This window comes from Peptoniphilus sp. KCTC 25270, assembly GCF_021012875.1.
GTDB lineage: Bacteria > Bacillota > Clostridia > Tissierellales > Peptoniphilaceae > JAJMZJ01.
Genome location: NZ_JAJMZJ010000002.1, coordinates 182,817 through 197,121, shown reverse-complemented (window position 1 = coordinate 197,121; position 14,305 = coordinate 182,817). Strand labels below are relative to the sequence as shown.

General features: G+C 37.2%; 14 protein-coding genes and 1 tRNA gene. 9 read left to right on the top strand and 6 right to left on the bottom strand.

Going from position 1 to position 14,305, the window contains the following annotated elements; genetic code table 11:
* Window positions 1-16 precede the first annotated feature (16 nt).
* The 5 genes from LQU94_RS04820 to LQU94_RS04800 all read left to right on the top strand — a co-directional run bounded on the left by LQU94_RS04820 (window position 17) and on the right by LQU94_RS04800 (window position 5,311).
* Complete coding sequence (locus tag LQU94_RS04820) at window positions 17-925, top strand: exopolyphosphatase (RefSeq protein ID WP_230696558.1); 909 nt, start codon at window positions 17-19, stop codon at window positions 923-925.
* A complete protein-coding gene (ppk1, locus tag LQU94_RS04815; protein ID WP_230696557.1) occupies window positions 926-3,052 on the top strand; it encodes a polyphosphate kinase 1 in 2,127 nt (708 codons plus the stop codon).
* A gap of 34 nt (window positions 3,053-3,086) precedes the next feature.
* On the top strand, window positions 3,087-3,548 hold the full coding sequence (locus LQU94_RS04810) for a methylated-DNA--[protein]-cysteine S-methyltransferase (protein WP_230696556.1): 462 nt from the start codon (window positions 3,087-3,089) through the stop codon (window positions 3,546-3,548).
* A 38-nt stretch (window positions 3,549-3,586) separates the two neighbouring features.
* The gene (locus tag LQU94_RS04805) at window positions 3,587-5,182 is read left to right on the top strand and encodes a potassium/proton antiporter (RefSeq protein ID WP_230696555.1); all 1,596 of its coding nucleotides are present in this window, start codon (window positions 3,587-3,589) and stop codon (window positions 5,180-5,182) included.
* A gap of 53 nt (window positions 5,183-5,235) precedes the next feature.
* Window positions 5,236-5,311, top strand: a tRNA-Thr gene (locus tag LQU94_RS04800).
* Window positions 5,312-5,369: 58 nt separating this feature from the next.
* Here the strand turns inward: LQU94_RS04800 and LQU94_RS04795 are convergent.
* Complete coding sequence (locus tag LQU94_RS04795) at window positions 5,370-6,074, bottom strand: RDD family protein (protein WP_230696554.1); 705 nt, start codon at window positions 6,072-6,074, stop codon at window positions 5,370-5,372.
* Between the two features lies 1 nt (window position 6,075).
* The gene (gene sppA, locus LQU94_RS04790) at window positions 6,076-7,101 is read right to left on the bottom strand and encodes a signal peptide peptidase SppA (protein ID WP_230696553.1); all 1,026 of its coding nucleotides are present in this window, start codon (window positions 7,099-7,101) and stop codon (window positions 6,076-6,078) included.
* A 72-nt stretch (window positions 7,102-7,173) separates the two neighbouring features.
* Here sppA and LQU94_RS04785 point away from each other — a divergent pair, with 72 nt between their 5' ends.
* The gene (locus tag LQU94_RS04785) at window positions 7,174-7,770 is read left to right on the top strand and encodes a DUF2140 family protein (protein ID WP_230696552.1); all 597 of its coding nucleotides are present in this window, start codon (window positions 7,174-7,176) and stop codon (window positions 7,768-7,770) included.
* Window position 7,771: 1 nt separating this feature from the next.
* Window positions 7,772-9,046, top strand: a complete 1,275-nt coding sequence (locus tag LQU94_RS04780) for a hemolysin family protein (protein ID WP_230696551.1) — start codon at window positions 7,772-7,774, stop codon at window positions 9,044-9,046.
* A gap of 14 nt (window positions 9,047-9,060) precedes the next feature.
* Here LQU94_RS04780 and LQU94_RS04775 read toward each other — a convergent pair whose 3' ends face one another.
* The 4 genes from LQU94_RS04775 to LQU94_RS04760 form a co-directional block, all read right to left on the bottom strand.
* Window positions 9,061-9,825, bottom strand: a complete 765-nt coding sequence (locus LQU94_RS04775; RefSeq protein WP_230696550.1) for a hypothetical protein — start codon at window positions 9,823-9,825, stop codon at window positions 9,061-9,063.
* Window positions 9,822-10,514 carry an ABC transporter ATP-binding protein gene (locus tag LQU94_RS04770; protein ID WP_230696549.1) on the bottom strand — a complete coding sequence of 231 codons (693 nt, stop codon included), beginning with the start codon at window positions 10,512-10,514 and terminating at the stop codon, window positions 9,822-9,824. The genes LQU94_RS04775 and LQU94_RS04770 overlap by 4 nt, the downstream gene beginning before the upstream one ends.
* Window positions 10,507-10,884, bottom strand: a complete 378-nt coding sequence (locus LQU94_RS04765; protein WP_230696548.1) for a GntR family transcriptional regulator — start codon at window positions 10,882-10,884, stop codon at window positions 10,507-10,509. Before LQU94_RS04765 ends, LQU94_RS04770 begins: the two co-directional genes overlap by 8 nt.
* A gap of 96 nt (window positions 10,885-10,980) precedes the next feature.
* Complete coding sequence (locus LQU94_RS04760) at window positions 10,981-12,144, bottom strand: PucR family transcriptional regulator (RefSeq protein ID WP_230696547.1); 1,164 nt, start codon at window positions 12,142-12,144, stop codon at window positions 10,981-10,983.
* A gap of 179 nt (window positions 12,145-12,323) precedes the next feature.
* Here LQU94_RS04760 and LQU94_RS04755 point away from each other — a divergent pair, with 179 nt between their 5' ends.
* Window positions 12,324-13,508, top strand: a complete 1,185-nt coding sequence (locus LQU94_RS04755) for a cation diffusion facilitator family transporter (protein WP_230696546.1) — start codon at window positions 12,324-12,326, stop codon at window positions 13,506-13,508.
* Entirely contained in the window at window positions 13,498-14,301 is an 804-nt protein-coding gene (locus tag LQU94_RS04750; RefSeq protein WP_230696545.1) for a TraX family protein, read from the top strand. The genes LQU94_RS04755 and LQU94_RS04750 overlap by 11 nt, the downstream gene beginning before the upstream one ends.
* The last annotated feature ends 4 nt before the right edge of the window (window positions 14,302-14,305 follow it).

Below are 14,305 nucleotides of genomic sequence, written 5' to 3'. Positions count from 1 at the left end.
AGAGGGTGGGATTTTCTTGATTCATGGTGTTATAGATATTGGTTCCAATACCATTCGTCTTTCGGTTTTTAAGATTGAGGGAGAAAAGGTGATGAATCTTTTTAACGAAAAAGCAACGGCTGGTTTGGCTGGATATAGGGAAGAAGGAAGGCTTTCGGAAGAGGGTATTGAAGTTCTTCTGGATACCTTGGAAGATTTTTCTTCTTTAATGGGAAACTTTGATGAAATCAAGGAAATTCATGCCATTGCGACGGCGAGTATTCGGAATGTTTCCAATTCTCAAGAGATTATTGATCGAGTAAAGAAAAAGCTAGGATTGAAAATTTCTCTTTTAAGTGGAGAAGAGGAAGCCTATTTGGCTTATTTAGGTGCACGAGAGTCCATAGAAGAGGACGGTCCAGGAGTTTTGGCAGATATTGGTGGAGGATCTACAGAAGTCGTTTTATTCCATAAAGGAAAGGTTTTTGATAGTGCTTCTTTGGATATGGGATCTCTTTCGGTGTATAAAGAATTTGTGGAGGATTTGTTTATTACAACAGAAGAGAGAAAGGCGATGGATGCAAAGTTAAAAGAATCTCTATCTCGTCAAGATTTTGTTCGAGAGGGCTTTACCCATCTTTGTGCCGTAGGGGGAAGCGCTCGGGCGACTCTAAAGCTATATAACGCCTTTTATAAAGAAGATCGTAAGAATCAAATTATGGATGTGGACGATTTGAAGCAGTTGATGCAAAGTGTTTTGGAACTTGAAGATAAGGAAAAAATGAACCAGATTCTAAAGATTAAGGCGGATCGGATTCATACTTTGTTGCCAGGCTTATGCATTCTGTATCGTGTGGCAAAATTTTTTCATGTGGATCAAGTTTCGGTTTCACAGACAGGAATTCGGGAAGGATATATTTATAAGAACATACTAAGGAGAGGTTAGATGTTTGATATTTCTTATACGCAAAATCGAGAGCTTTCATGGTTGAAATTTAATGAGCGAGTGTTGAATGAGGCACAGAATGCATCGACGCCTTTATTAGAAAGAGGAAAATTCCTTTCGATTTTTGATACAAACCTAGATGAATTTTTTATGGTGCGTGTAGGATCTTTAACCGATGTATCTCATCTGAAAAAAGATGTAATCGACAATAAATCTTTAATGACTCCAGAAGAACAACTGGATCGAATTATGGAAGAAACGAGATTTTTGTATCAGAAAAAGGACCATATTTACGGGGAATTGCGAGAAAAGTTCCGAACCATTGGAATTTGCTCAACGGAAGTGGGGGAGTTGACCGAACAAGAGCGTTTGGATGTAGATATTTATTTTCATAAAAAAGTTTTACCCATCTTGAATTATCAAGTCATCGACAAAACCCATCCTTTGCCTCAGATTCCCAATTTAGGAATGTTTTTGCTTTTCGTTTTGCGAGAAAAGGGCAAGAGTATAAATAAAAAAATGGGAATTGTTCAGATTCCGGATCAATTGCGTCGGTATTATTTTATAGGAGACCAAAATTTCATCTTTTTGGAGAAGATGATTGCAGAATTTGCAGAGAGCTTGTTTGGCTCCTATATTATAGAAGACTGGTATAATGTTTCTTTGACTCGGAACGCAGATATTGATTTCGATGAAGTGGATGATTTGGAATTGGAAGAAGACTATCGAAGCCATATGAAGAAGCTTCTTCAAAAAAGAAAACGTCTTGCTCCCGTTCGCGTGGAAGTTCACAAACGTCCTACGGAGGAAGTAAAGTCCTTTTTAATGAAACAATTTTCTTTGAAAGAAAACCGCATATTTGAGACCTATAGTCCTATGCGTTTGGGATTTTTAATGGACGCCATGGAAGAATTTCCAGAAAAAATTAGAAATCGCCATAGTAACCCTCCTTTTTCGCCAAGGAAGAACCCAAATGTTTCTATGAATCGGCCCATTATGGAGCAAATTGAGGAAAAAGATATTTTGCTATCTTATCCCTATGAAAGTATGGAACCAATTCTACGGCTTTTGGAAGAGGCGGCTGAAGACAAAGAGGTTTACTCTATAAAAATTTCCTTGTACCGAATCGCAAAGAATTCAAAAATTGCGGCGGCTTTGATTCAAGCGGCAGAAAACGGGAAAGAAGTCATTGTATTAATGGAACTAAGAGCTCGTTTTGATGAGGAGAACAATTTGCTTTGGTCTTCTCGTTTGGAAAAAGCAGGTTGCAAGATTATCTATGGTTTTTCTCACTATAAATGCCATTGTAAAACTCTTTTGATTACAAAGAAAAAAGGCGAGGGCTGGGAATACGTCTCCCAAGTTGCCACAGGAAATTTCAATGAAAAAACGGCGAATTTATATACAGATTTTGCTCTTTTAACAGCCAATCAAGAGATTGGAGAAGACATTGATAATTTGTTCCGAAATTTTTCCATAGATGAGCTAAACGGAACGTATAAAAAGCTTTTGGTAAGTCCAAAATCCATGCAAGAAGGGTTAGATAAACTCTTTAACGAAGAAATCCAAAAGGCAAAAGCCGGAGAAGAAGGTTTTATTCGTCTAAAGATGAATTCTATTTCCGACCGAAAATTAATCGATAAGATTGCAGAAGCTTCCCAAGCGGGCGTAAAAATTGAGATGCTAATCCGGGGGATTTGTTGTATTGTTCCAGGAGTTGTAGGAAAAACAGACAATGTAAAAGTATATTCCATTATAGGGCGTTTTTTGGAACATCATAGAATCTATCAATTTGGCAAGGGAGAAGAGGCCCAAGTCTTTATTTCTTCAGCAGATTTTATGACCCGTAACATTCGAAACCGGGTAGAAGTGGCTTGTCCAGTTTTGGATTCGGATCGAAAAAAAGAGGTAATGGAATTTTTGGAGGATTCCTTCTCAGATGATGTAAAATTACAAGAACTTCTTCCTTCCAAACGGTATGGACGAGTAGAGAACAAAAGAAATTTTATAGCCCAAGAATATTTTATGAAACAGGCCATAGCAAAAGATCCACAGGAAGAGAAAGAATCTTTCCCAAAACGTCCTTCTCTTCTTCGCCGGATTATACAGTTTTTTTCAAGAAGCTAGAAAATTTTTCTAGCTTTTTTTGAAAGGAGAGAATATGAAATCTTTTGTGATGCATACACCAATTGGAACTTTAGAAGTTCAAAGTGAAAAAGAATGGATTGTTGGTATAGATTTTGTAAAGAAAGAGGAAACAGAGCCCGGGACTCCTTTGTTAAAAGAAGCAAAGAAACAGCTAGAAGAATATTTTTCAGGCAAGAGAAAGAATTTTTCCCTTCCTTTGCAGCCAAGAGGGACTGAATTTCAGAAAAAAGTTTGGACTCAATTGGAAAAAATTCCTTATGGGGAAACAAAGTCTTATGGAGAGATTGCAAAAGAAATCGGAAATCCAAAAGGGGCAAGGGCAGTTGGGATGGCTAACAATCGAAATCCGATTTCCATTGCAATTCCTTGTCATCGTGTAATTGGAAAAGACGGAAAGATGGTAGGATATGGCGGTGGTTTAGAGAAAAAAGTTTATTTATTGGAATTGGAAAAGAATTTAGGAGAAAAAGTATGATAAAATAGTATACATAAACTTTAGGAAGGAGGAACAGAATGGCTTTACTATTACCCGCGATTATTATGATTTTGGCTCTTTTGGCCATACGATTTTCCAATCGTCATGGGATCCCCTCTTTGTTGTTGTTCTTCCTTTTGGGAATCGGCTTTACCACATTTGGGGTAGAGTTCCATGATTTTGACTTGGTAGAAGACGTATCCACATTAGCCCTTATGGTAATTATGTTTTACGGGGGATTTGGTACCAATGTAAAAATGGGAAAACCCGTTTTGAAACAGAGTATTATTTTAAGTAGCTTAGGCGTAGTCTTTACAGCTGTAGCTACGGGACTATTTGCCCATTATGCATTAGGATTTCCTTTAATTGAAGGATTGCTTTTAGGGTCTGTTGTCGGATCTACAGACTACGCCAGTGTGTCTTCAATTTTGCAAAGCAAAAATTTGAATCTAAAATACAATACGGCGCCAATTTTGGAACTAGAATCGGGTTCCAATGACCCGACGGCCTATACGATGACTATGATTTTTCTTTCTCTGCTATTAGGAGGAGAAATTTCGGTTCCACTATTGGTGGCCAAGCAATTGTTTTTTGCCGTTGGATTTGGTGCAGGAATGGGATTTATATTTGTAAAAATCATTCAGAAAATCGACTTTAGCCAAGAAGGTTTGTTTTCTGTTTTCGTCTCTGCCATGGCCATTGCCACCTATGCTTTAGCGGTTATCTTTGAAGGAAATGGATTTTTGGCCATTTATTTATTTGGAATTATTATTGGAAGTTATGAATACAAAGGGAAACGAGAGACGGTATTTTTCTTTGACGGCTTAACCGAAATGATGCAAATTGGCCTTTTCTTCTTATTGGGATTGTTATCGGAAATAGATCTTTTAATCAAAGCCATGCCAATTGCCTTGATTATTATGGTAGTGATGACGTTAGTGATTCGTCCTCTTGCGGTTGTTTTGTTAATGAAACCTTTTGGAGCCAAAAACAACCAAATTTTAACCCTTTCACTGGCAGGTCTTAGGGGAGCGGCGGCCATCGCTTTTGCCATTATGGTAATCAACTCCAGGGTGCGATTGACAATGGATATTTATCACATTGTTTTTGGAATCTGTATATTATCTAGTTTAATCCAAGGGTCACTTATGCCTAGTCTCGTTAGAAAATGGGACATGTTAGATCCTAACGATACGGTATTAAAAACATTTAACTATTACCAAGACAAATCGGATATTGGATTTATTCAAACAAGAATCCATAATGATAATTTGTATGGAACAAAAGTAAAAGATTTGAACTTAACTTTCGACTTTATTGTAGCGAAAATGATTCGCAACGGAAAAACCATTGTCCCCCATGGAAATACAGAAATTTTAGAAGGGGATATAATTATTATAGGCGGGGAGACCTATTTTGATAGCTTAGGAGATGAGCTGTTGGAGTTTACCATCAATCCAGGCAATCCATGGATTGATAAAAGCATCCGTGATTTAGGCCTAACTTCTAGCCAGCTGATACTTATGATTCAACGGGGGAAAGAAATTGTTGTTCCTACGGGAAATACCGTTATTCAAGAAGGAGACAAAGTTCTCTATACCAAAGAAAAAGAGGAGTTATTCTCCGAAATCTAACGGATTTACTTGACAAAAAAACACTGAATCTCATATAATAGATTCAGTGTCATGCTATCGTAGCTCAGTAGGTAGAGCACTACATTGGTAATGTAGAGGTCACGGGTTCAAATCCCGTCGTTAGCTCCAATAAAAAACAGCCAGAGATGGCTGTTTTTTTGTGCTTAAAAGCTAGGGTGAGTTTTATTTAAGAAAGCTCTTGCAAGGCTTCTCGGAAAATATGAGGTTTGCGTTTTTCCATTGCGTAAAGCTCTTCTTTTACTACATAGGTATCGCAAAGCATATCTGCGATGGATTGTTTTCTTGGAGTAAAAGGAACGATTAGATACAATAAAGGAATGGTTCTTTGAATCAATCGACAGCAGCCTTCTCGTAAAATAACCGTTGTCCAAGAAAGATTTTCTTCCTTTGGATGAATGGTACGAATTCCTGTAATCATCTTTCCAAGAGTTTGTCCATTGGTAAACTTTGTGGAAAGGATAAAATAGAGTAGGTAGAAAAATCCCTTAATGAGGCCTGGGAGGATTCCCTGTGGCCATCCCATAAGAGCAATTATAGGAGAGGCGAAGATACTGGCGAATCCTGCTGCCACGATAATATCAATAATATAGGCTACAAAACGGATCCAAAATCCCGCGGCAACAAAGGCAGAAATGGCTTCTTTTTTTGGAATAAAATAGGAAGAATGGTAAGAGTTGTTTTGAGAAGAATGATTTTCTTCTCTTTGAATGTTTTCAAAAACTTTTTTCTGTTCCTCTTCTAGAAGTTGTTCTTGCCCTTGTTTTTCTTCTACTTCCCTTTCGGCTTTTAGGGATTCTTTCTCTTCTCTTTTTAGAAAAGGATCTTTTTCTTTTGAGGATGTTTTTTTGAAAGGGTCAAAATGTTCCTTCATATTATTCACCTCCGTAGAGATACATAGCACGAGGAGCTGTGTCTAAGGATTCAGCAAAGAGAGAAGCTAAGGCGTTTAATTCGCTTTTTCCACTCGCCTTAGAAAATAGTCCACTTAATCCAGAGAATCCGGAGCCTGTGTATTCAAATACTTCTGGATTTTCTACGGCGATTTCTTGGCTAAAATCTGCTACAACATCATCAAAGTAACCAAGTTCGTCAACCAATCCGTTCTCCTTGGCTTGTACGCCATCATAGATACGACCATCAGCGATGGTTCGAACTGTTGCCTCATCGAGGTTTCTTCCTGTAGCAACGATATTTACAAATCGGCCATACATATTGTTAATAAGACCTTGCATAATGTTTCGCTCTTCTTCTGTCATAGGACGAGAAGAGGACATAATGTCTTTATTTGGGCCAGATTTTATGGTTTGATCTTGTACGCCTAATTTTTCCATAAGACCAGTAAGATTGTATCCAGACATAATAACTCCAATGGATCCAGTTAATGTTTCTGGTGTGGCATAGATTTTATCTGTAGGAGCGGAAATATAATAGCCGCCACTAGCAGCCATACTTCCCATAGAAGTCCAAATAGGAATGTCTGTATTGGCTTTTAATTCTTCGATTTTTTTATGAATTTCAGCACTTTCATAAACGCCACCGCCAGGAGAATCTACTTCTAGAATAACCCCTTTTATCGTAGGATCTTCTGCAATTCGATCAAAGGACGCCAAAAGATTTTGATGATTGTAAGTAACGCTTTGGAAAGCGGAAGCGGGCGTGTCCATAATGGTTCCATCTACTTTTAAGACAGCGATTCGATTGCTATGGTCTCCCGGTGTAATAACTTGCTCTTGTAGAGCGTTGGGATCAAAACTATTGGCAAACATCGATTCGATTTGTTTCATGCGTTCTTCTTGGTTTACCATTGTGCTGATTTTGGTGGAAATTGCGGAAAGACCAAGAATTAAAATGGCAACTCCTACGGCAATCCACCGTTTCATATTCATTTTTTCTAACATTTTTTTCCTCCTATATAGTATGATAAAGGTAACAAATTTTTTTGGGTAGAACCCAAAGGAAAGGGGCGTACAATGCAAAGCTTTTGGAAAAAAGCATTCCTTATTTTGCTCTGCTTAAATATACTTGCAATTTCAGTTATTATATACCTAAGTTTATCTCCCGTTAAACAAGTTTTCCAGGAGCAAACAGAGGCACAAATGGAAGAGAAAAATCTCTCCATTGCCATTCCTATGAATGGTCAGGAGCTGGAAGGATTGATTCAACAGGTAATGGAAAAACAAGGCGTTCCCATTGAAATGATTGTGGGAGAAAAATTTCAAATTTTCATTCCCGTTTCTTTTCAAGGTCTAAATAGCCATCTTTCGATTGTAGGAAATCCTAAAGTTGACCAAGGAGGAAATCTTTTAATAGAAATTTCCGATATTTCTTTAGGAGCTTTGAATCTACCCGATTCTCTGGCTTTGCAGATTATGAGCCAGTCGGTGGACTCTTATGACTATTTAACTCTTTCGACCAATCCAAATCAAATCCACCTAGATTTTCAAAAAATATCGGAAGTGATAGGTTTGAATTTACGGGTAAAAGAAATTTATCCCAAAGAAGACCGCTACATTTTTACTATTGACGTAAATAAACAAGAATTATTCAATCAAAAGGAGTTTAATTAGAATGGATAGTAACATAATTGTATACATCGTATCCATCGTGTGCTTAATCGCTGGATCGGCTTTTTTCTCTTCATCGGAAACGGCCTTAATGAGCAGCAACCAAATCCGCCTGCGCCAATCGGCACAAGAAGGAGACAAAGGCTCTCGATTGGTTTTGCGTTTGTTGGAAAAACCACAAGAGTTAATTTCTTCCATATTGATCGGAAATAACATTGTAAACATCGCCAGCTCTTCCTTAGCAACGGTATTGTTTACTCTACTATTTGGCAATAGTGGGCCGCTTATTGCGACCATTGTTATGACCATTGTGGTTTTGATTTTTGGAGAGGTTTTACCAAAGACCATCGCCCAAAGACAACCGGAAAATGTAGGGAAGCGGGTAGCACCAGGAATCTCTTTCATTTCAAAAGTTCTAAAACCTTTTGTATTTCTATTGAGTGCTCTTACCAATGCAGTGACCAACTTGTTGTTCCGAAATGCTCAAGAAACTCCAGCTATTACGGAAGAAGAGTTGAAGACCATGATTGAAGTGGGAGAGGAAGAGGGAGTATTGCAACGAACAGAGAGAGAATATATCGACAATGTTTTCGATTTTTCCTCAGCAACCGCTTCAGATATGATGCGTCCAAGAACTTCTGTTGTGGCATTGGATATTGACAGCGATACAGAGGAAGTTTTGGAACTTTTGGCTTCCAACCGTTACAGTCGTGTTCCAGTGTATGAAGAAAATATCGACCACATTATTGGGATTCTCTATATGAAAGATGTTGTGCAGCAACTCGCCAATGGGGAGACTCTAAACATTCGAGAAATGTTAAGAGAACCTTATTTCATTGGAGAATCTGCTGTAGCAGACCGTATTTTTAGAGAATTAAAGGCCCGAAGCCTTTCCATTGCCGTTGTTGTCGATGAATACGCAGGAACGTCTGGGATTATTACCATGGAAGATATCTTAGAGGAGTTGGTCGGAAACATTGATGATGAATTTGATTTTGATTCAAGAGAAATGATTTTGTTGAATCAAAATGTATTCCTACTAGATCCAGAGTTGCGTATTGACGAAGTAAACGAAGCGTTCCAATTGAATTTGGTAAGCGAAAAAGCCGATTCCATTGGGGGCTATGTGATTGAATTGTTAGATCGCATTCCCGTTCAAGGGGAGGTGGCAAGATCCCATGGTATCTTGTTTACGGTAAATGAAATGCAGGGACAAAAAATTACAAAACTAAAAATGGATCTTCGAGCCATTCGTACCAAGGAAAAAGAGCAATCCTAATATTGCTCTTTTTTTTAATAGACAGAAAGTTTTTTCTTAACACTATGATAGGTTCGTACGACCAAAAAGACCGTCACAACAACAGAAAAAGCAAGAACAGCGAGAGATAATGATTCAAAATGTAGGTTCCAAACTTCAGGGAAGGAGGAATTTACATCACCAATTGGAAGATTGGCAAAAGAGAAATTCGCCAAAATTCCTTCTACAATGGATTCAGCAATGGAAAGAAGAGTGAATACAAGAATTGGGCCACCGAATCCGAGTCTTCTCCAATTTTTTTCGCTGCCTACATGCATGGCAAAGAGAATGGAAAAAATATCATGGATGATACCAATGATAGAAAGCAATACCAGCATCAAGTAGAAACGAGGGGGTAGGGATTGTAGGGATGAGAGAAATCTCTGAAGTTCCATTGTAAAGGAAGACCATGCATCCTGTGGTTGAGATTCTAGGAAAATGAAGAGAGTTGCTCCTATAGAAAAAAGAATCAATAAGATTAAAATTAGGAAGAAAAGTAGAAAGAATAGAAATTGGCTTCCTAATACTTTTTTGGGAGAAATAGGTAGGGCAGAATAGAAACTTGCGTATTCTCCAAAAAACATTTTATGAATTTTTGTAAGGGTGTAGATTATACTGGCTCCAACCAATAAAAAAGTGAGAGGGATTCCCAAAGCAGGTCCAGTAAATATTCCTAAGATGGTGAAAAAAATAGAGGCGAGAATGAGAGAAAGCAAAACATTTCTTACTTCTCGAAATTGCATATAAATTAAAGATTTCATTTGTAAACCTCCTCAAAAGTACCTTCTAAATCTCTATTGAACTTAGAGCGAAGAACGTCGATTTCGTCGTTCATAAGGATTTTTCCCTGTTCCATTAAAATCGCTCGATCCAAAAGTGGTTCGATGGTACGAATCATATGGGTGGAAATCAGAACAAGAGATTCTGGGTTGTAGATATCTAAAATGATTTCTCGAATTTCTTTTCGCGCCGATACATCTACGCCACTAATGGGTTCGTCCAATAAATAAAGCTCCGAATTTCTACATAGACTAAGGGCAATCATAAGCTTATCTTGCATCCCTTTGCTCATTTCCCTTAGATGCATACTTTCTTTTAATCCAAGATTTACCAAAACATTGGAACATTTTCTTCGATCAAAATCTTCAAAGAAATTTCCGTAAATTTTTAATATTTCGGAAATGCGATAATTTTTCCCGAAAGGAATATGATCAGGCTGGTAGGAAACAAAACCTTTGGTTTTGTAAGAAGGACGAATTCCGTTAAGGGAAACTTCCCCAGAATAGTTCATTTCTAGTCCTGCTAAAATTCGCAATAAAGTCGTTTTTCCGGATCCATTGACTCCAAGCAAACCGATGATTCCACCGCCATTGTGTTGAAAATCTAAGCCATTTAAGGCATGGACTTCTCCATAGGAGATGGAAAGATTTTTACAAAGAATATCAACCATGGTTTTCCTCCTCTTTTTTATTCCAACGGCTTTCAATAAAACGCAAAGCTGTTTCGGGTTTCATTTTTAAGTCTTCCGCTACTTGGATTAGCTGATCGCAAATTTCCAAGAAGGATCTTTCTCTTAAATTTTCAATCAAAGCAACGTCCTCCGTGATAAATCGACCTCTTGTTCGGTCTGAAATGGCTAAATTTTCTCGTTCTAATTCCTGCAATGCCTTTTGAATCGTATTTGGGTTGACGCCATAAATGCTGGCGAGCTGGCGAACGGAAGGGATTTTTTCTCCTGGTTTCCATTCGTCCGATGTAAGCAAACGATAAAATTCTTCTAGCAGTTGCAGGTATATGGGTTGGTTTCCATTGAATTCCATAATTACCTCCTAACTGTATTACTAACTTAATACAACATTACAATAATACAAAAAGAGAAATTTGTCAACAAAAAAATCTCTAGAATTTTCTAGAGATTATTTTTCTACATGGTAAAGCTTATACAGTTTTAAGATAGTGGATAATTCTTCGTACAATTCGTGCTCTCCATCTTGGGGAAGGGAGAGAAGTTGTTTGATTCGCTTTAAGCGGTAGCGAATTGTGTTAGGATGGCAAAAACAGGCTTCAGCGGTTTTGTTAATATTTCCTCTTTCAGAAATAAAATGCTGAGCCGTATCGAATAGATCTCGTTCTTGACGAAGAAGATGCATATTTTTTCGATAGTATTCGTCCATTTCATGAGATTTATGAAGGGGAATTAAGAACTTTAAGGTCCCCAATTCGTCGTAAAGACAGAAGGTTTTTTCCAACACTTTTGCGCCAATGTATCCATGATAACTTTGCTGAATCACATTGCTTAAAGAGCCTTTGGCAGGAAGAATTTCACTTTGAGAGACGATGGCAATTTCAGCCAACTGTTCCTTTGTAAAAGGAAGAAGGTTGAAAAAAGCATCGCAATATTCTTTTTGGTCTTTGGAATCTCCCGTAATCAATAAAAAGAATCCTTTTTTATATTTTGCGACCAAAACTTTTTGTTGTAATTCTTTGTTTTGATGGGCACTTTTCAAGGTGTTTTCTGCTTGATAACTAGATTTTTCCCCTTTCATTTCAATATAAAAACAAGTCAAATATTGATGATAATTAATAGATAGATTTGCCGCTAGAGAATGAACCTGACTGGGAGGTAATTTCATTTGAATCAAATCTTTAATGGTACCCTCCGTCAAAATTTCATCATTTTCTGATTGAACGGCATCCATAATAGAGAAAATGATATTTTCAAACCACGTGTCAGAGAACTGAAAAATAGGGAAATTTTGAATGTTTGCATAATCAATAACCTCTTGAGGCAGTTGATCAAATAAAATATCTTTGAAAGCGAAGGCTGAAATATGGGACTTATTTAATTCAATAATTGTAGGCAAAATGGAATCAGGGTTGTTTCTTGCAAACAAAAGACTCGATAAGACAAAACAATTTGGATTAAATACTTCCTCATAGTCCATATCTGGATCCAAAATGGGTTCGTAGTCTAAAATTCCTGTAGATGTAATAATGCGATCCATTCCATTGTGGCCAGCAATACACTTAAATTCTTGAAAGTGTTGAAGTTGTAATAATTTTTTTAGCGTAAGAGCCATAATATCACCTCCTAGTTATTATATCCTCTTTTTGTGAAAAAGAATAGATAGTACAAAAAATGATTTGTAAAATTTCTAATTTTCAAAATAAATCCTAAGATGGAAAAGGGCAAAAAATCCTTTTTGTATGATATAATATAGAATTACGATATGGAATTATAGGAGAGAGGAGGATCGGGTTGAAAGAGGATTTTGGGGAAAATACAATTATTGATAATAAAGAACAGCGACAAAAAATGGGACAAAAATCAGCGAGCATTGGTTTGTTGGCCAATGGGTTTCTATCGACTTCAAAAATCGCCATTGGTACCATCACTGGTGCGGTATCCATTACGGCGGATGGAATCAACAACTTAACGGATATGCTTTCTTCTATAGTTTCTTTGGTAAGTTTTAAAATTTCAGAAAAACCAGCAGATAAAGAACACCCTTTTGGTCATGCTCGAATTGAATATTTGGCATCTATTGCAGTGGGAATCATTATTTTTTGGGCAGGAATTTCTCTTTTGCGAGAGAGCGTGGATTCCATCTTACATCCGAAAGAGATTTCTACGAGTATTTGGACTTTTGTCGTTTTGATTTTGTCCATTATAGTAAAATTTGGCCTTTACAAATACAACACAAACTTAGGAAAAAGAGTTTCCTCTGAGTTAATTTATGCCACGGGAATGGATGCAAGAAACGATGTGATTGCAACATCTGGCGTTTTGTTATCCATGATTGTATTGTTGATATTTTCCATAAATATAGATGGATTTGTAGGGCTTCTTGTGACCGTGGTTATTTTTAAGAGTGGATGGGACATTTTGAAGACAACCATGGATCAAATTTTAGGGGAAGGACCTGATAGCGAAAAGGTTCGAGAAGTGAAAGAGTTCATTTCTTCTTTTGAAGGCGTTTTGGGAATTCATGATTTAATGGTTCATGATTATGGGCCTTCTAAGAAATTTTTAACGGTTCATGTAGAGGTGAATGCGGAAGAAGACATTATTGAACTTCACGAAATCATTGATCATATTGAGCGGGAATTAGAGCATCAATATGGAGTCAATGCAACCATCCACATGGATCCGATTCAGGTCAATGATCCAAAGACCATGGAAGTGCGAAATTATATTGAGAAAAAGTTGGCTTCTATAGACAAAAAATTAGGTTTCCACGATTTTCGAATTGTGGAAAGATACCAAGGAATCAATGTTATTTTTGATATTTTGGTGCCTTTGGAATATGAAAAGACAGAAAGAGAAATCATTGAAGAATTAAATCGCGTAGTAGCATTAGAACATCCAGAATATCAGCTAATTGTAACTTTCGATTTGGATTACCATAATGAATTGGACATGGAGGAAATGGATGGAAAATAGTGGTATTTGGACCTCTTATGAAAAAGAAAATTTATTGCAGAACTGGAAGAGGGAAGGAGGCCTATCTGGGAGTACCTTAAAAGTTTTGGCCTGTATCTTTATGCTTTTGGACCATATTTCTCAAAGCCATACTTTGTATGCCCTTGGTGGGATAGGCTATGTAGGATTTCAACAATTCTGGGCCATGGAAATGGGGGCGCAGCTAGGAGCAATTATGACTTTGCTGGGAAGAATTGCTTTTCCAATCTATTGCTTTTTTATTGTTCAAGGAACTTTATTAACCAAGGACAATAAAAAAATGATTCTCCGTTTGTTTTTATTTGGTTTGATTTCAGAAATTCCTTTTGATTATGGATTGTTTGGAACCCTCAACTGGAACCATCAAAACGTATTTTTTACATTGGCCTTAGGCTCTCTTATGATTTTTCTGATAGAGTGGGTACGTGAACATCAGACGGGAATGAAAGAAATTATTTTTCAAGGATTTATTTTTTTGGGAACGGCTACTTTGGCAGTTGTCGCCCAAGTGGATTATGGTGCCAATGGAATTATAGCAATGTTGCTTTTCTATTTGGTGAATAGCGACCGAATTCGAACGATGGCCATGGGAATCTTTGGATTTTTATTTGAAGCCCCTATGTATGGCGTTGTCTATTTGTCTCTTCCTCTTCTTTATTTTTACAATGGGAAAAGAGGGAATTTACCAAAATATTTTTTCTACGCTTTTTATCCAGGTCATTTGCTATTTATTTATTTTCTGCGTGTCTATATAATTCCAATGTGGATTGGATAAGAAA

Bases quoted from the DNA above. Each gene is read 5' to 3' on its own strand.
- ppk1 (WP_230696557.1), top strand. From the start codon at position 926: ATGTTTGATATTTCTTATACGCAAAATCGAGAGCTTTCATGGTTGAAA.
- LQU94_RS04810 (WP_230696556.1), top strand. From the start codon at position 3,087: ATGAAATCTTTTGTGATGCATACACCAATTGGAACTTTAGAAGTTCAA.
- LQU94_RS04805 (WP_230696555.1), top strand. From the start codon at position 3,587: ATGGCTTTACTATTACCCGCGATTATTATGATTTTGGCTCTTTTGGCC.
- LQU94_RS04795 (WP_230696554.1), bottom strand. From the start codon at position 6,074: ATGAAGGAACATTTTGACCCTTTCAAAAAAACATCCTCAAAAGAAAAA.
- sppA (WP_230696553.1), bottom strand. From the start codon at position 7,101: ATGTTAGAAAAAATGAATATGAAACGGTGGATTGCCGTAGGAGTTGCC.
- LQU94_RS04785 (WP_230696552.1), top strand. From the start codon at position 7,174: ATGCAAAGCTTTTGGAAAAAAGCATTCCTTATTTTGCTCTGCTTAAAT.
- LQU94_RS04780 (WP_230696551.1), top strand. From the start codon at position 7,772: ATGGATAGTAACATAATTGTATACATCGTATCCATCGTGTGCTTAATC.
- LQU94_RS04775 (WP_230696550.1), bottom strand. From the start codon at position 9,825: ATGAAATCTTTAATTTATATGCAATTTCGAGAAGTAAGAAATGTTTTG.
- LQU94_RS04770 (WP_230696549.1), bottom strand. From the start codon at position 10,514: ATGGTTGATATTCTTTGTAAAAATCTTTCCATCTCCTATGGAGAAGTC.
- LQU94_RS04765 (WP_230696548.1), bottom strand. From the start codon at position 10,884: ATGGAATTCAATGGAAACCAACCCATATACCTGCAACTGCTAGAAGAA.
- LQU94_RS04760 (WP_230696547.1), bottom strand. From the start codon at position 12,144: ATGGCTCTTACGCTAAAAAAATTATTACAACTTCAACACTTTCAAGAA.
- LQU94_RS04750 (WP_230696545.1), top strand. From the start codon at position 13,498: ATGGAAAATAGTGGTATTTGGACCTCTTATGAAAAAGAAAATTTATTG.